General features: G+C 59.6%; 20 protein-coding genes. 12 read left to right on the top strand and 8 right to left on the bottom strand.

From position 1 onward, the window contains the following. Nucleotides 1-10: 10 nt before the first annotated feature. The 3 genes from GOV80_RS12755 to GOV80_RS12745 are packed head-to-tail and all read left to right on the top strand — an operon-like array spanning nucleotide 11 to nucleotide 2,884. Nucleotides 11-883, top strand: a complete 873-nt coding sequence (locus tag GOV80_RS12755; RefSeq protein ID WP_170387762.1) for a carbohydrate ABC transporter permease — start codon at nucleotides 11-13, stop codon at nucleotides 881-883. Next, nucleotides 876-1,781 (top strand): carbohydrate ABC transporter permease, encoded by a 906-nt coding sequence (locus tag GOV80_RS12750; RefSeq protein ID WP_170785188.1) that lies wholly within the window; start codon nucleotides 876-878, stop codon nucleotides 1,779-1,781. Before GOV80_RS12755 ends, GOV80_RS12750 begins: the two co-directional genes overlap by 8 nt. A 5-nt stretch (nucleotides 1,782-1,786) precedes the next feature. Next, the gene (locus GOV80_RS12745; RefSeq protein ID WP_170772880.1) at nucleotides 1,787-2,884 is read left to right on the top strand and encodes an ABC transporter ATP-binding protein; all 1,098 of its coding nucleotides are present in this window, start codon (nucleotides 1,787-1,789) and stop codon (nucleotides 2,882-2,884) included. A 58-nt stretch (nucleotides 2,885-2,942) separates the two neighbouring features. Here GOV80_RS12745 and GOV80_RS12740 read toward each other — a convergent pair whose 3' ends face one another. Beyond that, nucleotides 2,943-3,545 (bottom strand): MlaC/ttg2D family ABC transporter substrate-binding protein, encoded by a 603-nt coding sequence (locus GOV80_RS12740; RefSeq protein ID WP_170772878.1) that lies wholly within the window; start codon nucleotides 3,543-3,545, stop codon nucleotides 2,943-2,945. Beyond that, a complete protein-coding gene (locus GOV80_RS12735; protein WP_237215815.1) occupies nucleotides 3,535-4,347 on the bottom strand; it encodes an MlaA family lipoprotein in 813 nt (270 codons plus the stop codon). Before GOV80_RS12735 ends, GOV80_RS12740 begins: the two co-directional genes overlap by 11 nt. Nucleotides 4,348-4,647: 300 nt before the next feature. On the opposite strand from GOV80_RS12735, the gene GOV80_RS12730 reads away from it, so the two are divergent. Genes GOV80_RS12730 through GOV80_RS12715 form a run of 4 tightly spaced genes read left to right on the top strand, consistent with a single transcriptional unit; the run spans nucleotide 4,648 to nucleotide 7,390 of the window. Continuing rightward, complete coding sequence (locus tag GOV80_RS12730; RefSeq protein WP_170772876.1) at nucleotides 4,648-5,103, top strand: RidA family protein; 456 nt, start codon at nucleotides 4,648-4,650, stop codon at nucleotides 5,101-5,103. Further along, nucleotides 5,100-5,867, top strand: coding sequence for a glycerophosphodiester phosphodiesterase family protein (locus GOV80_RS12725; protein ID WP_170785186.1), 768 nt, complete (start codon nucleotides 5,100-5,102; stop codon nucleotides 5,865-5,867). The genes GOV80_RS12730 and GOV80_RS12725 overlap by 4 nt, the downstream gene beginning before the upstream one ends. Before the next feature lie 45 nt (nucleotides 5,868-5,912). Beyond that, complete coding sequence (locus GOV80_RS12720; RefSeq protein WP_170785184.1) at nucleotides 5,913-7,100, top strand: GNAT family N-acetyltransferase; 1,188 nt, start codon at nucleotides 5,913-5,915, stop codon at nucleotides 7,098-7,100. Beyond that, on the top strand, nucleotides 7,097-7,390 hold the full coding sequence (locus GOV80_RS12715) for a 4a-hydroxytetrahydrobiopterin dehydratase (RefSeq protein ID WP_170785182.1): 294 nt from the start codon (nucleotides 7,097-7,099) through the stop codon (nucleotides 7,388-7,390). Before GOV80_RS12720 ends, GOV80_RS12715 begins: the two co-directional genes overlap by 4 nt. On the opposite strand, the gene GOV80_RS12710 is transcribed toward GOV80_RS12715, so the two are convergent. From GOV80_RS12710 to GOV80_RS12695, 4 genes are all read right to left on the bottom strand, one after another. Continuing rightward, nucleotides 7,387-7,698 carry a hypothetical protein gene (locus GOV80_RS12710; protein WP_170772872.1) on the bottom strand — a complete coding sequence of 104 codons (312 nt, stop codon included), beginning with the start codon at nucleotides 7,696-7,698 and terminating at the stop codon, nucleotides 7,387-7,389. The genes GOV80_RS12715 and GOV80_RS12710 overlap by 4 nt on opposite strands. Before the next feature lie 28 nt (nucleotides 7,699-7,726). Beyond that, on the bottom strand, nucleotides 7,727-8,074 hold the full coding sequence (locus tag GOV80_RS12705; protein ID WP_170772871.1) for an EF-hand domain-containing protein: 348 nt from the start codon (nucleotides 8,072-8,074) through the stop codon (nucleotides 7,727-7,729). 10 nt (nucleotides 8,075-8,084) lie between these two features. Then, a complete protein-coding gene (locus tag GOV80_RS12700) occupies nucleotides 8,085-8,330 on the bottom strand; it encodes a glycine zipper 2TM domain-containing protein (protein ID WP_170772870.1) in 246 nt (81 codons plus the stop codon). A gap of 100 nt (nucleotides 8,331-8,430) precedes the next feature. Next, complete coding sequence (locus GOV80_RS12695; protein WP_170785180.1) at nucleotides 8,431-8,916, bottom strand: peroxiredoxin; 486 nt, start codon at nucleotides 8,914-8,916, stop codon at nucleotides 8,431-8,433. Nucleotides 8,917-9,015: 99 nt separating this feature from the next. Between GOV80_RS12695 and GOV80_RS12690 the strand changes: the two genes are divergently transcribed. From GOV80_RS12690 to GOV80_RS12675, 4 genes are read left to right on the top strand one after another with little or no spacing between them, the layout of a single operon-like run. Beyond that, the gene (locus tag GOV80_RS12690) at nucleotides 9,016-10,227 is read left to right on the top strand and encodes an NAD(P)/FAD-dependent oxidoreductase (RefSeq protein WP_170785178.1); all 1,212 of its coding nucleotides are present in this window, start codon (nucleotides 9,016-9,018) and stop codon (nucleotides 10,225-10,227) included. Continuing rightward, nucleotides 10,224-10,784 (top strand): 16S rRNA (guanine(966)-N(2))-methyltransferase RsmD, encoded by a 561-nt coding sequence (gene rsmD, locus GOV80_RS12685; RefSeq protein ID WP_170785176.1) that lies wholly within the window; start codon nucleotides 10,224-10,226, stop codon nucleotides 10,782-10,784. The genes GOV80_RS12690 and rsmD overlap by 4 nt, the downstream gene beginning before the upstream one ends. Beyond that, complete coding sequence (locus GOV80_RS12680) at nucleotides 10,777-11,412, top strand: HAD family hydrolase (RefSeq protein WP_170785174.1); 636 nt, start codon at nucleotides 10,777-10,779, stop codon at nucleotides 11,410-11,412. Before rsmD ends, GOV80_RS12680 begins: the two co-directional genes overlap by 8 nt. A 25-nt stretch (nucleotides 11,413-11,437) precedes the next feature. Further along, nucleotides 11,438-11,623 carry a hypothetical protein gene (locus GOV80_RS12675; protein WP_170785172.1) on the top strand — a complete coding sequence of 62 codons (186 nt, stop codon included), beginning with the start codon at nucleotides 11,438-11,440 and terminating at the stop codon, nucleotides 11,621-11,623. Here GOV80_RS12675 and map read toward each other — a convergent pair. After that, nucleotides 11,611-12,423 carry a type I methionyl aminopeptidase gene (gene map / locus GOV80_RS12670; RefSeq protein WP_170772862.1) on the bottom strand — a complete coding sequence of 271 codons (813 nt, stop codon included), beginning with the start codon at nucleotides 12,421-12,423 and terminating at the stop codon, nucleotides 11,611-11,613. The genes GOV80_RS12675 and map overlap by 13 nt on opposite strands. A gap of 247 nt (nucleotides 12,424-12,670) precedes the next feature. On the opposite strand from map, the gene GOV80_RS12665 reads away from it, so the two are divergent. Further along, the gene (locus tag GOV80_RS12665; RefSeq protein WP_170785170.1) at nucleotides 12,671-13,033 is read left to right on the top strand and encodes a hypothetical protein; all 363 of its coding nucleotides are present in this window, start codon (nucleotides 12,671-12,673) and stop codon (nucleotides 13,031-13,033) included. Here the strand turns inward: GOV80_RS12665 and sfsA are convergent. Continuing rightward, nucleotides 13,030-13,740, bottom strand: a complete 711-nt coding sequence (gene sfsA, locus GOV80_RS12660) for a DNA/RNA nuclease SfsA (RefSeq protein ID WP_170785168.1) — start codon at nucleotides 13,738-13,740, stop codon at nucleotides 13,030-13,032. The two genes, GOV80_RS12665 and sfsA, sit on opposite strands and share 4 nt — an antisense overlap. Nucleotides 13,741-13,780 lie beyond the last annotated feature (40 nt).

The following is a 13,780-nucleotide window of genomic DNA, read 5'->3' as shown; positions in this document are numbered from 1 at the left end:
GGAGGAAATCATGTCCGAATGGCTGGAAAACCACCTGCCCAAGGTGGTGCTGGCACCGTCGTTCATTGCCGTATTGATCTTTGTCTACGGCTTTATCGGATGGACGGCTTGGGTGTCGCTGACCCGATCGAAACTGTTGCCGAAATACGAGATCAAAGGCTTCATTCAATATGAACGCCTGTTTGACTCACCCCGTTGGGATACGGCGATCAACAACCTCTATATCTTTGGTGCGCTGTTCATCGTGATCGCGATGGTGCTGGGCCTGCTGCTGGCCATTCTGCTGGATCAGAAGATCCGCGTCGAAGGGGCCATCCGAACGATCTATCTGTACCCGATGGCGCTGTCGATGATCGTGACCGGTACCGCGTGGAAGTGGATACTGAACCCCGGTCTGGGGATCGAATCCATGGTGCAGGGCTGGGGCTTTACCAATTTCGAGTTCGACTGGCTGGTGAACCCCGATTACGCGATCTACACCATCGTGATGGCCGCGATCTGGCAAAGCTCAGGCTTCGTCATGGCGCTGTTCCTCGCTGGTCTACGCTCGGTGGATGGTGAGATCATCAAGGCAGCCCAGGTCGATGGTATCCCCACATGGCGCATCTACACGGCGATCATCATCCCGTCGATGGCCCCGATCTTCCTGTCCGCCTTCATCGTGCTGGCCCACCTTGCGATCAAGAGCTTTGACCTTGTCATCGCCCTCACGGGTGGTGGCCCCGGTTACGCAACCGATCTGCCAGCCACATACATGTACGCCATGGCGTTTTCGCGCGGCGATATTGGTCAGGCGGCGTCGTCCGCGATGATCATGATGCTGGTCGTCTTTGCCATCGTCGTTCCCTATCTTTACTCAGAGCTGAGGGCGAAAAATGACTGATCTGTCGATGCCCCAATCCCAAACCGAACCCCGTAGCCAAAGTGCCGTTGGCAAAGTTGCCCTGCGTTGGTTGCTGTACGTCCTGCTGGGCCTGTTTGCGCTGTATTACCTGATGCCGCTGTTTGTGATGTTGACCACATCGCTGAAAAGCCTTGAGGAAATCCGCACCGGGTCCCTGATCTCTTTACCGCGCGAGGTCAGCTTTGATGCCTGGAAAACCGCATGGTCCGGTGCCTGTACCGGTATTCAGTGCGAGGGCCTGCGGCCATATTTCTGGAACTCGGTCCTCATCGCGGTGCCTGCAGTGGCCATCTCGACCCTGCTGGGTGCGCTGAACGGCTATGTCGTGGCGCATTGGCGGTTCAAAGGCGCGAACATCATTTTCTCGCTGATGCTGTTTGGCTGCTTCATCCCGTTTCAGGTGGTTTTGCTGCCGATGGCGCGCCTGTTGGGCATGATGGGGATCGCCGGGACCATTCCGGGCCTGATCTTTGTCCATGTGATCTACGGGCTGGGCTTCACCACGCTGTTTTTCCGTAACTACTATGTCACCATCCCGTCCGAGCTGACCAAGGCAGCACGCGTTGATGGGGCCGGGTTCCTGCGGATCTTCTGGTCGATCTTCCTGCCGCTGTCGCTGCCGATCATCGTTGTGACCGTGATCTGGCAGTTCACGCAGATCTGGAACGACTTCCTGTTCGGCGTGTCGTTCAGCCAGGCGGGTACGCAACCCGTGACAGTGGCGCTCAATAACATCGTAAACTCCACCACCGGCGTGAAAGAATACAACGTCGACATGGCCGCCGCGATTATCGCGGGGCTACCGACGCTGCTCGTCTATGTCGTTGCCGGTAAGTATTTCATACGCGGCCTGACCGCCGGTTCTGTGAAGGGATAAGACCCATGGCACCCATCCTTGATATCAACAAACTCTATAAGAATTACGGTGCGACCGAGATTCTGAAGGACATCAACATCTCGATCGAGCCGGGCGATTTCCTGGTGCTCGTCGGCCCCTCGGGCTGCGGCAAGTCCACCCTGCTGAACTGCATTGCCGGGTTGGAGGAGATCACTGGCGGCACCCTGTCCATTGGGGGCAATGACATGACCCATGTCAGCCCCAAGGACCGCGACATCGCGATGGTGTTCCAGTCCTACGCTTTGTACCCGACCATGACCGTGGCCAAGAACATAACCTTTGGCATGAAAGTGCGCGGGGTCGATCAGGCGACGCAGGATGCCAAGCTGAAAGAGGTCGCCCAACTGTTGCAGATCGAACCTCTGCTGAACCGCCGCCCCAGCCAATTATCGGGCGGTCAGCGTCAGCGTGTGGCAATGGGTCGGGCGCTGGTGCGCGATCCCAAGCTGTTCCTGTTCGATGAACCGCTATCCAACCTCGACGCCAAGCTGCGGGTCGAGATGCGGACCGAGATCAAGAAGCTGCACCAAACGCTGGATGCCTCGATCGTTTACGTGACCCATGACCAGATCGAGGCGATGACACTGGCGACCAAGATCGTCGTGCTGAAAGGTGGAGTCGTTCAGCAGATCGGCACACCGGCCGAGATCTATAACAACCCGGCCAACCTGTTTGTTGCTGACTTCATGGGCTCGCCCGCGATGAACTTGATTCCGGCGCAGGCGCATAAGAACGGAGCGGGGACCCAGATCGCCATCGCGCGCGACAGTGGTGAGACACTGGTGCTGAACGACGCCCGCGATCTGGCGCTTCCCAAGGATGTCATCCTGGGCCTGCGTCCCGAAGACATCGCCGAAGCCGGGTTCCGCGCCGGCGACGGCGTGCAAGAGGCTGAATGTCTGGTCGACATGGTCGAACCCGCAGGGGCCGACACCTATGTGGTCTCGGAGCTGGGCGGCAAGCAGGTCACGGCGCGTTTGCACGCTGAAACCAGCGCGCAGGCGGGCAAGATGCTGAATCTGGCCTTCGACATGAGCAAAGTGTCTTACTTTGCTCAGGAAACCGGTGAACGCCTGAACTAAACGCACAGCGCCGCGCGACCAAAAGGTTGCGCGGCGCTGCTTGCATTTTTAAAGACGCTCAACCGACTTTGTTCAGGTCCTTGATCAACCGGTTCAGATCGCCACCACGGGCATCCAGCATCGCACCAATCTCGGTCCGTTCGGTCAGCAGCATGTTCACCCCTTCGATAAACATGTTGAAGAACCGGTCTCGGCCCGATTTGTCGGATACAAGGAAAGTCACCTCAAACGGGGACGAGCCCTGCAGCTTGACCGAGGTGCGTACTTCGTACCCAGCCTTGATTTTGCGGGCGTTGCGAACTGTAACCTGGCCGCCAATGAATTCACGGAAGCGGCGGCCATATTTGTTCGAGATATAGCCCTGAAAGGCTTTGGTGAATTGTCGCAACTGCGCCGGGCTGGCCGAGCGGCCATCGGCACCCAGTACGTAACGCGCCATGATTGGCACGTCGGCATATTGGGTAAAGATCTTCTCGAAATCGCGGATCATCGCGTTTTCGGATTTGCCCGAAGCGATCACGCGGTTGATGTCATCCACCACGCTGACCACCAGCGCCTTCGCGCTGGCCTCGGTCTGGGCGTAGGCGGGCAGGGCGGTCATCAGCGCCCCGGCCAGGCCGGTGGCGACGAAACCGCGTCGGTTCATCAGATTACTCGGCATAGGGGTCCTCGTAAGGGTCAAGATAGGGGTCCCTGACCGGGTCGGTCCCGGTTACGGAATAGGGGTCGTCATACAGGCCCAGATAGGCGTCTTCGTCATCACGCGCCAGTTCAAAACGGCGGTTTTGCAGGTAGATGGTTTGTGCCTGCGCATAGCTGTCGGCACTTTCATACAGAATCGAGTCCACCGTGTCCGAGAACCGGCCTCGATCGCCCATGCGGCGCACCACCTCGGCATAAACACCGATATTGTCGACCGGGCGCACCGGGGAAAAGTTGATCGGGTTCGAGAACAGGTTGAACACAACACCAATCGCATCACGCTGGGTCGAGGGACCATAGAACGGCAATTCGACGTAGGCGCCTTCGCCCACGCCCCAGACATGCAGGGTCTCGCCGAAATCAGTATCGACAGGCGGCAGGTTCAGCTCGTCTGCGGGTTTGGACAACCCGGCCCCGCCTACAGTGCTGTTGATGGCAAAGCGCAGCAATGCGTTGCCCGACTGTTTCAGGTTGCCCTGCAACAGATAGTCCAGCGCCTGTCCCGGCAAGGTCAGGTTCTCGGCGAAATTGCTGAAGCTGGTCACGACCGGATCGGGGAAGATTTTCACATAGCCTTTTGACGCGGGTCGGAACAGAAAGCGGTCAACGCCGAGGTTAAAGTCGTGAATACCCCGATTGGTCTTTTCATAGGGGTCAAAGACCTCTCCGGGAGGGGCGTCAGCAGGCGGGCGCGTGGCGCAGGCACCAAGAGTTGCCACCAGGGACACAAGGATCAGAGGCTTCAAGCTGACTTTGCTCAACACGGTCTTTGCCACTCCAACACGTCAGGAATGAATATGCCTGGACGTTCAATCAATACTGTCTTCGACCGCAACAAGCGGCGCAATTCAATGTCACATAGGTGTTTCTCAAATAGATTGAAACACTCAGCATGTAACCCGGACAAGTGGTCAACGTAAAGTGACCCAAGTTCAACAGTCCCGAACAAGAGAAGTTATGCTTACTGCGCGGCTAACCATAAAACTGCCGGTTTCATGCTTTTCGATCCGCGCTATCCCGGTTAGCGTCCGTCCGAGTCGAATTTAGGTGAGGAGTATCACATGAGCATCGCAGCCAAACTGGACAGCCTGGGCGTCACCCTGCCGGACGCACCTGCACCCGCCGCCAACTATGTGCCCTTCGTGCGCGTGGGCAATATCGTCTATGTCTCGGGCCAGATCTCGAACGACGGCACGATGATCACCGGCAAGCTGGGCGACGACATGGATGTCGAAGCGGGTGCCGCGGCGGCCAAGGTTTGCGCAATCAACCTACTGGCGCAGGTCAAGGCGGCCTGTGGTGGCGATATCGACAAGCTGGTGCGCGTGATCAAGCTGACCGGGTTCGTGAACTCGACCGCAGATTTCACCGCGCAGCCGCAGGTGATCAACGGGGCCTCGGATTTTCTGGTCGAGGCGCTGGGCGAAGCGGGCCGTCACTCGCGCTCGGCTGTCAGTGCCGCTGCGTTGCCGCTGGGTGTCGCGGTCGAGATCGAAGGCATCTTCGAGGTCGCATGATACCTGCCCTACCTGATGTGCTCTTGCAGGCCCCGATTGCGCATCGGGCCCTGCATGACCTCTCGGACAACCGCCCGGAAAACAGCCGGGCGGCCATTCGCGCGGCTGTCGAGGCCGGTTACGGGATCGAGATCGACCTGCAACGCAGCCGCGATAACCGGGCTATGGTGTTTCATGACTATGACATGACGCGGCTGACCGGCCGATCCGGTCCGATCCAGCAGATCACGGCGGATGAGGCGCAAGCCACGCGGCTTTTGCACGGTGAGGACGGCATTCCGACCTTTGACGAGGTGCTTGCAATCGTGGCTGGGCAAGTGCCCCTGCTGATTGAGCTGAAGGATCAGGATGGGGCGATGGGCCCCAATGTCGGCCCGCTCGAGGCGGATACGGTGCGCGCGTTGCAAGGCTATGACGGGCCGGTGGCGCTGATGTCGTTCAACCCCAACTCGGTCGCTGAACTGGCACGGCTGGCACCGCATCTGCCGCGTGGGATCACCACCTGTTCCTACCAGCCCGAGATTGAGCATTTGCCGCAAGCGGTTTGTGACCACCTGCGCGACATCCCCGATTTCGATCGGGTGGGGGCCGGCTTTATCAGCCATGAGGCCGCAGACTTGTCGCGCCCCCGCGTGGCTGCGCTGAAGGCGCAGGGCGTGCCGATCCTGTGCTGGACCATCCGCTCGCCCGAACAAGAGGCAGAGGCCCGCAAGGTTGCCGATAATGTGACCTTCGAAGGGTATTTGGCCGCCCATCCGGGTTGAACCCCACCCCATCCGTCACAGATAAAGACAAGACGCGGAGGGCACATGGATCAGGCGCAAATCGAGGTTCGGGTACTGGGGTCGCTCTCGCAAATCCCTGCGGCAGAGTGGGACAGCTGTGCCTGCCCCGAGGCGGCCGATGGCGGTCGTCCACTGGATCCATTTACCACGCATCGGTTCTTGTTGGCGTTGGAAAACAGCGGCTCGGTCGGGCGGGGCACGGGTTGGCAGCCGCAATATCTGACCGCTTATCTGGACGGGATGCTGATCGGGGCGGCACCGATGTACGCCAAGTCGCATTCTCAGGGCGAGTATATCTTTGACCACAACTGGGCGCATGCCTACGAAAATGCGGGTGGGCGCTATTACCCCAAGCTGCAAATCGCGGTGCCGTTTACGCCCGCCACGGGGCGACGGTTTCTGGTGCGGCTCGGCTATGAGGGCGTCGGGCTGTCGGCCCTCGTACAAGGTGCCGTGCAACTGGCGGCGGATAATCAGGTCTCATCCATCCACGCGACCTTCTGCACCGAGGCCGAGGCCGAAGCGGGTGAAGAAATGGGTCTGATGGTGCGCCATTCGCAGCAGTTTCACTGGCTGAATGATGAATATGCGGATTTCGACGGGTTTCTGGCGGCGCTCTCGTCGCGCAAACGCAAGAATATCCGCAAGGAGCGCGCGCAGGCCTGTGGGTTTGGTGGAGAAATCCGCACGCTCACCGGTGACGACTTGCGGCCCGAACATTGGGACGCATTTTGGCGGTTCTATCAGGACACAGGCTCGCGCAAATGGGGGATGCCATACCTGACACGTCAATTCTTTGACATTGCCCATGAAACCATGGCCGACGACATGGCGCTGGTTCTGGCCGAGCGTGACGGATACCCGATTGCAGGCGCGTTGAACTTCATCGGACGCGAAACGCTTTATGGCCGCCATTGGGGCTGCGTCGAGCACCATGCCTGTCTGCATTTCGAACTGTGCTATTATAGGGCGATCGACATCGCCATCGCGCAGGGTTTGTCTCGGGTCGAGGCCGGGGCGCAGGGGGAACACAAGCTGGCCCGCGGTTATCTGCCAACGCGCACGCACAGCCTGCATTGGGTCAACGACCCTGGCTTTGCGGACGCGATCCGAAAATATCTGGACGCCGAGGCCCACGCAGTGGGAGAAGAGATCGAGATTCTGACGGATTACGGCCCGTTCAGAAAAGCGAACCCGGAGGAACAGCAATGACCGAACTTTTGTCGACCGAAACGCGCGGCCCCCTTCTGGACCCGTTGTTTCAAACCGGCTGGACCATGGTTGAAGGCCGGGATGCGATCACCAAGACCTTCACGTTCAAGAATTTTGTCCAGGCCTTCGGCTGGATGACCCAAGTGGCCATCTTTGCTGAGAAATGGAACCATCACCCCGAATGGTTCAATGTCTACAACAGGGTCGAGGTGACACTGTCCACCCATGATGTGGGCGGTTTGTCGGCGCTGGACGCCAAGCTGGCCCGCAAGATGGACAGTCTGGTTTAACCCCGGTCGCTTGCCGAGCCGACGCCACCCGCCAGCGAGGCGGCAACACCCATTTGACGGAACTCATCCGGCGTGACGGTGCCGCTGCTGACGTCGATATTGCCGGGGATGCGCGTCGTGCGCAGGCCGTTCGACCGCACCGACCGCGCCGCCGGGTCAATATACAGACAGCGCGTATCATAGCAGGTCATCCCGCTGGTATTGATCTGAATCCGTTGCTGGCCGTCTGGTCCTGTCACAATCGGCGCCTGCGGCACGTCGCAAGCCGCTAGCAGACCCAGAACACCCAGCGATATCCATTTGTTCATCATACGCTCCTGTCGGGTTCGGGCGGCCCTAGTCCAACTGGCCGTTCCCGTCTTTGTCGGCAGACGTGAAGTCGTCGTTCATCTGCGCATCGAACTCTGACCGAGAGATAATGTTATCCTGATTGCGGTCAACGCTTTGGAATTGCTTTATGTCCAGAAAGGGCTTGGCTTCGTCTAACCCCAGAGTGCCGTTCTTGTCTTCGTCCATCGCCTGAAACGCATAGTCGGAAAAAGCGTTGAACTCATCCTTTGACAGAAATCCATCGTTGTTGGCGTCGATGGCTTTCAATTCATTCTCATGCAGCTCTGCTACCGTTTCGGCCGCAACGGTCCCAGCCAAAAGGGTCAGGCCAAGTGTCAAAATCCCAAGTTTCATGATGTCCCCCTCAGCACGCGAATTTCTGACCTTCGATCCCGCCGACGGCAGCCCCTGCTGCTGTCAGGATCGTCTTGCCGGACCCGCCACCAAACTGATTGCCGATGACGCCACCCAATAGCGCGCCGCCGACCGTGCCGCTGAGGCAGGCGATCTCATGTTGGCGGGCGGCTTGTTGTTGTGGTGTGGGGGCAGGGCCGCACGCGGCCAGTGCGCCTGCTGTGCCCAGACATAGGGTAATGGACTTGAGCTTCATAAAAGGACTCCCTGAACAACTAGGCCGAGTATTTGCCGTTCAGGGGTATCTATCAAGTTAAATAGGGCAAAGGCCCCGACAGAACCGGGGCCAAACCGGATCAGATGACGTCCAAAAGACCCTCACCAGCCGAGATTTCGCACGCGCCGGGGCTTTCTTCCAAGTTCAGCGCGGTGATTTTGCCATCCTCGACCAGCATCGCATAGCGTTTCGAGCGCGCGATCAGCCCGGCCGGCGGAGCGTCGAAATCCATGCCGATGGCCTTGGTGAATTCGGACGCGGCATCTGCCAGCATGGTCAGTCCCGCATCTGACGCGCCGGTGGCCTCGCCCCAGGCTTTCATCACGAAGGGGTCGTTGACCGACAGGCAGATGATTTCGTCCACGCCTTTGGCATCGAACTGATCCTTGGTGCGCATGAAGCTGGGCACATGGGCCGAATGGCAGGTGGGCGTGAACGCGCCGGGGACGGCAAATATCACCACTTTGCGCCCGTTTGTTTTATCGGAAATCCGGACCTCCTCGGGGCCTTCCGCACCGATCTGGGTCAGTGTGGCGTCGGGCAGCGTATCACCTGTTGAAATCATTTTTGTGCTCCTGTCGTTTGGATTTGCAGAGTCGGGCTTAGCCGCAATATAGGTGGTCGCGTGGAGGAGACCACGGGAATTCGACAGGGTGAGGGGAAGATGAGCCATATTGTCGTGATCGGTGCCGGGCAGGCGGGTGCATCGCTGGTGGCGCGGCTGCGCAAAGACGGGTTTGACGGGGACATCACCCTGATCGGGGCCGAGCCGCATCTGCCTTATCAGCGCCCGCCCCTGTCCAAGGCTTATTTGCTGGGCGAGATGGAGCTGGAGCGCCTGTTCCTGCGCCCCGAGAGCTTTTATGCCGAGAACAATATCACCCTGCGTCTGGGTCAGCGTGTGACCGCGATTGATCCGCAAGCCAAGACCGTGTCGCTGGGTGATGAGGTCATTTCCTATGACGAACTGGCCCTGACCACTGGGTCCGACCCGCGCCATCTGCCTGCTGCGATTGGTGGCGATCTGGCAGGCGTACATGTGGTGCGCGATTTGGCCCATATCGACGAGATGGAGCCGCGCGTGACCGACGGCGCCCGCGCGCTAATCGTAGGCGGAGGTTATATCGGGCTCGAGGCGGCTGCGGTTTGCGCCAAGCGCGGGGTCAAGGTGACCTTGGTCGAGATGGCCGACCGCATCCTGCAACGGGTCGCCGCACCTGAGACCAGCGACTATTTCCGGGCGCTGCATTCCGGATACGGGGCCGATATCCGTGAAGGCGTCGGGCTGGACCGTCTGCTGGGCGAGGATGGCAAAGTGGTGGGCGCGGTTCTGACCGATGGCACCGAGATTGCCGTTGATTTCGTTGTGGTAGGTGTGGGCATCGCGCCCGCGACCCAACTGGCAGAGATGGCGGGGCTGGAGCTGGAGAACGGTATCAAGACCGACGCCCATGGCCGCACATCCAATCCGTCGATTTGGGCGGCAGGCGATTGTGCGTCTTTCCCGCATGGCGAAGGGCGCATTCGTTTGGAAAGCGTGCCCAACGCCATTGATCAGGCCGAGATCGTGGCCCAGAACATGCTGGGCGCGGCCAAGGATTACACTGCAACACCGTGGTTCTGGTCCGACCAGTATGACGTCAAGCTGCAGATCGCGGGTCTGAACACGGGCTATGACCGCGTCGTGACCCGGCAAGGTGAGGGCGCAACCGTGTCCTTCTGGTACTACAAAGGCGATCAACTGATTGCGGTGGACGCGATGAACGACCCTCGTGCTTATATGGTCGGCAAACGCCTGATCGACGCGGGCAAGACCGCTGATCCCGCCGTGGTAGCCGACCCGACTGCGGACCTGAAACCGCTGCTCAAAGCGTGAGGATTATCGCCGGAGATTTCCGAGGCCGAGCCCTGGCCTCGGTCGGCAAAGGCGATTCGGGGGCGCATCTGCGGCCTACCACGGACCGGGTGCGCGAAAGTCTGTTCAACGTCCTCAGCCATCAGATTGATTTTGACGGGCTGCGTGTGCTGGACGTGTTTGCAGGCACTGGTGCGCTGGGGCTTGAGGCACTGTCGCGTGGTGCTTCCCATGTGACCTTCGTGGATGACGGGCGCGTAGCGCAGGGTCTGATCCGAAAGAATATCGACCTGACCCGCAGTGCAGACCGCACCCAGCTGATCCGACGCGACGCGACCCGGCTGGGTGAAAACACCGACGCGCCTTATGATTTGCTCTTCCTCGACCCGCCCTATGGCAAGTCGATGGGCCAGAAGGCCATCGCGGCTCTGACCCAAGGGTGGTTCGCGGACGACGCGCTGATTGTGTGGGAGGAGAACGCGCCGATGCAACCGCCCGAGGGGTTCATCCTGCAAGACGCCCGCAAATACGGCGACACGCATATCACTCTGATGTGGAAGGACCGCGCCGATGCATGATCTGGTCATCTTCGATTGTGACGGCGTTCTGGTGGACAGCGAAAGGCTGACCAATCAGGTTCTGGTCGACAACCTTGCACGTTACGATTTGCATGTGTCGCTGTCGGAATGCATGTCTCTGTTCGTAGGCGGCACCATGAGCGGCGTCCACCAACAGGCGCGCAACCTTGGGGCAGACCTGCCCGACGACTGGGTGGAGCAAATCTATACCGAGGTTTACGCCGCCTTGCGCGCCGGAACGCCTCTGGTGCCCGGTGTTCGGAACGTGTTGCAGCGGCTGGAGACCGCCAGTGTTCCCTATTGCGTGGCCTCGAATGGCCGCCCAGAGAAAATGCAGATCACGCTGGGCCAGAACGGGCTTTGGGATCGATTCAAGGACGTCATGTTCTCGGCCCAGGTAATGGGGACCGCCAAGCCGGACCCGACCCTGTTTCTGACCGCAGCGCAGCATTTCGGTGCTGTCCGCCCGGTTGTCATCGAAGACAGCGAAAATGGCGTCACTGCTGCGATCCGGGCCGAGATGCGCTGTCTGGCCTATGCCTCCCATGATGACGGCGCGGGATTGTCCGCCTTGGGCGCCGAGGTGTTCACGCAGATGTCACAACTGCCCGAGCTTTTGGGACTCTGATCGCAAAACATGCTAGGGTTTCAGCATGGATCGCGCATTACCCCCATTGTTCTGGGCACCCAAGCAGGATGCCGCCACAGACTCGGCCACCGGCCCCGAGCGTAAACCGCTGCGCGCACCGGTTTTCATCCATGACGCCGTCATCCCGTGGCGGGACGAGACCCTGTTGCTGAAGCTTCTACGCGATCAGGCCAAAGATCAGGACGAATAGGTCGGGTGGAACATATCACCCGGCGACAGGGTGAAAATCTCAACCCCGTTTGCCGTCACGCCAACCGAATGTTCGAACTGCGCCGACAGAGACTTGTCGCGGGTCACAGCTGTCCAGTCATCGGCCAGCGTCTTGGTCTCGGGGCGGCCCAGATTGACCATGGGTTCGATGGTGAAGAACATGCCCTCTTCCAGCACAGCGCCGGTGCCTGGGCGGCCGTAATGCAGCACGTTGGGCGGCGCGTGGAACACACGTCCCAGACCGTGACCGCAGAAATCGCGTACAACGCTCATACGGTGCGCTTCGACATAGGCCTGAATAGCGTGGCCGATATCACCGAAAGTGTTGCCGGGTTTAACCATCTCGATCCCCTTGAACAGGGCATCATGGGTCACTTGGATCAGACGCTCAGCCTTGCGGGGCAGTTTTCCGGCCACATACATGCGCGAGGTGTCGCCGAACCAGCCATCCACGATGACCGTGACGTCGATATTCAGGATATCGCCCTCTTTCAGACGTTTATCGCCAGGAATGCCGTGGCAGACCACGTGATTGACGCTGATACAGCTGGCGTGCTGATAGCCCTTGTAGCCGATGGTTGCCGAGGTCGCGCCCGCATCTTCGACCATCTGGGTGATCAGCCCGTCAATCGCGCCCGTGGTTTGGCCGGGAAAGACATGCGGGGCGATGTCATCCAATATCCGCGCAGCCAAGGCCCCTGCCGCGTGCATCCCGGCAAAGTCACCCTGTTCGTAAATGCGGATACCGTCCTTGGTCAGACGGCCACGATGTTCTTTCATCGGTGCGAGGCTCCAAATGTTTCGCGCAGCGCTCCTTTTACGCTGCTTGTGCAGAAAGTACCAGAGGGCGTCCGGTCGCGGCGGGATCGATGGTTCAGATGAGGCGCAAAGCCTGGAAATTCAACCTTCAGTATGGGTTATGATCTTAAATCATGGCGTGTCAAAAGTAAATTTGCGCGCGATCTTGTGATCTGCGCAAGTGCAGAAAGCCGGTACAGACATGTGTGGCTCGGAAAGGATGGTGAATATGAAAAAGGGTCTGATCCTTGCAGTTTTGACCCTTGTGGGATGTCGGGAAGAGGTTCAGATGCTGTCCGCGACCGATGTGGCCGCGCTTTTGGCGCAGGATCGGAGGATCACATTCGAACGGTTCCACATCTCGGGCTCGGCGCGAATTGACCGCGATGGCCAGTTCGCGGTGCTGGTGCCTCGTTTAGGGCAGGACACAGGCGCGTGGTGGCTTGAAGAAGACGCGATATGCAGCCAATGGGCTGCGTTCCGGCAGGGGGCAAAGCTGTGCGCGACCGTGGGCCGGACAGAAAGCGGTGGTTATCAGGCGTTCAGCCCCGACACGGGGTCTTATCTGGGCGACTTCCAAATTCTTGACTAAGGGCGACCGTCGACGTGCCAGATCTTGTCGGTGTCGACCCAGACCCCTTCGGGCGTGATCGTGGTACCGCAGATCAGCCGCTCGACCCCTTGTGCGGCCTCGAACGCGGCTGCATAGGCCGGGTCGATATCGGCAGCCAGAGCAAAGCGGTCGCAGTCGGTGCGTTGTACCAGATACAGCATGATCGCCCGGTGGCCTTGTGCTGCCATTGCGGCCAGCTCTCCCAGATGTTTGGTGCCGCGCGCGGTGACGCTGTCGGGAAATTCGGCCAGACCGGGCTGGCGGGACAGAGTGACACTTTTGACCTCGACATAGGCATCGGGCAGGCCGGGTTGGGTCAGAAGAAAGTCGATGCGGCTGTTTTCGCCGTATTTGACCTCGGGCCGGATGGTTTCATAGGCGGCCAGCGCCGGGATTTCTCGCTCCAGTAACGCCGCGCGCAGGGCCTTGTTTGGTAGCGATGTGTCTACCCCGGTAAAATGCCCATTTTCGTGGCCGACCAGCCGCCAGCCATATTTCAGCTTTTTCTTGGGGTCGTCATTGGGCTCCAACCAGATTTTCTGGCCTGGCTCGGCCAGACCCATCATTGAGCCGGGATTGGCGCAATGGGCGGTTACCTCGCGCCCGTCCTCCAGCGTGCAATCGGCCAGAAAGCGTTTGTAGCGCCGGATCAGGCGGGCGGGGACAAGAGGGGTTTCAAATCGCATGGCCTAGGGCCTATACCTGCCCCAACGGTCGATCAAGAGG

Origin of the sequence: Ruegeria lacuscaerulensis, from assembly GCF_013034685.1 — a bacterium.
Lineage (GTDB): Bacteria > Pseudomonadota > Alphaproteobacteria > Rhodobacterales > Rhodobacteraceae > Ruegeria > Ruegeria lacuscaerulensis_B.
Note: the sequence above shows the minus strand (reverse complement) of the source record. Positions and strands in the feature narration are given on the sequence as shown.

What these genes read in the sequence shown, in the direction of transcription:
- GOV80_RS12715 (WP_170785182.1), top strand. Translation starts at nt 7,097, where the DNA reads ATGACCGAACTTTTGTCGACCGAAACGCGCGGCCCCCTTCTGGACCCG.
- GOV80_RS12710 (WP_170772872.1), bottom strand. Translation starts at nt 7,698, where the DNA reads ATGAACAAATGGATATCGCTGGGTGTTCTGGGTCTGCTAGCGGCTTGC.
- GOV80_RS12680 (WP_170785174.1), top strand. Translation starts at nt 10,777, where the DNA reads ATGCATGATCTGGTCATCTTCGATTGTGACGGCGTTCTGGTGGACAGC.
- GOV80_RS12730 (WP_170772876.1), top strand. Translation starts at nt 4,648, where the DNA reads ATGAGCATCGCAGCCAAACTGGACAGCCTGGGCGTCACCCTGCCGGAC.
- GOV80_RS12705 (WP_170772871.1), bottom strand. Translation starts at nt 8,074, where the DNA reads ATGAAACTTGGGATTTTGACACTTGGCCTGACCCTTTTGGCTGGGACC.
- GOV80_RS12665 (WP_170785170.1), top strand. Translation starts at nt 12,671, where the DNA reads ATGAAAAAGGGTCTGATCCTTGCAGTTTTGACCCTTGTGGGATGTCGG.
- GOV80_RS12745 (WP_170772880.1), top strand. Translation starts at nt 1,787, where the DNA reads ATGGCACCCATCCTTGATATCAACAAACTCTATAAGAATTACGGTGCG.
- GOV80_RS12725 (WP_170785186.1), top strand. Translation starts at nt 5,100, where the DNA reads ATGATACCTGCCCTACCTGATGTGCTCTTGCAGGCCCCGATTGCGCAT.
- GOV80_RS12720 (WP_170785184.1), top strand. Translation starts at nt 5,913, where the DNA reads ATGGATCAGGCGCAAATCGAGGTTCGGGTACTGGGGTCGCTCTCGCAA.
- GOV80_RS12755 (WP_170387762.1), top strand. Translation starts at nt 11, where the DNA reads ATGTCCGAATGGCTGGAAAACCACCTGCCCAAGGTGGTGCTGGCACCG.
- sfsA (WP_170785168.1), bottom strand. Translation starts at nt 13,740, where the DNA reads ATGCGATTTGAAACCCCTCTTGTCCCCGCCCGCCTGATCCGGCGCTAC.
- GOV80_RS12675 (WP_170785172.1), top strand. Translation starts at nt 11,438, where the DNA reads ATGGATCGCGCATTACCCCCATTGTTCTGGGCACCCAAGCAGGATGCC.
- GOV80_RS12695 (WP_170785180.1), bottom strand. Translation starts at nt 8,916, where the DNA reads ATGATTTCAACAGGTGATACGCTGCCCGACGCCACACTGACCCAGATC.
- GOV80_RS12740 (WP_170772878.1), bottom strand. Translation starts at nt 3,545, where the DNA reads ATGCCGAGTAATCTGATGAACCGACGCGGTTTCGTCGCCACCGGCCTG.
- map (WP_170772862.1), bottom strand. Translation starts at nt 12,423, where the DNA reads ATGAAAGAACATCGTGGCCGTCTGACCAAGGACGGTATCCGCATTTAC.
- GOV80_RS12700 (WP_170772870.1), bottom strand. Translation starts at nt 8,330, where the DNA reads ATGAAGCTCAAGTCCATTACCCTATGTCTGGGCACAGCAGGCGCACTG.
- GOV80_RS12750 (WP_170785188.1), top strand. Translation starts at nt 876, where the DNA reads ATGACTGATCTGTCGATGCCCCAATCCCAAACCGAACCCCGTAGCCAA.
- GOV80_RS12690 (WP_170785178.1), top strand. Translation starts at nt 9,016, where the DNA reads ATGAGCCATATTGTCGTGATCGGTGCCGGGCAGGCGGGTGCATCGCTG.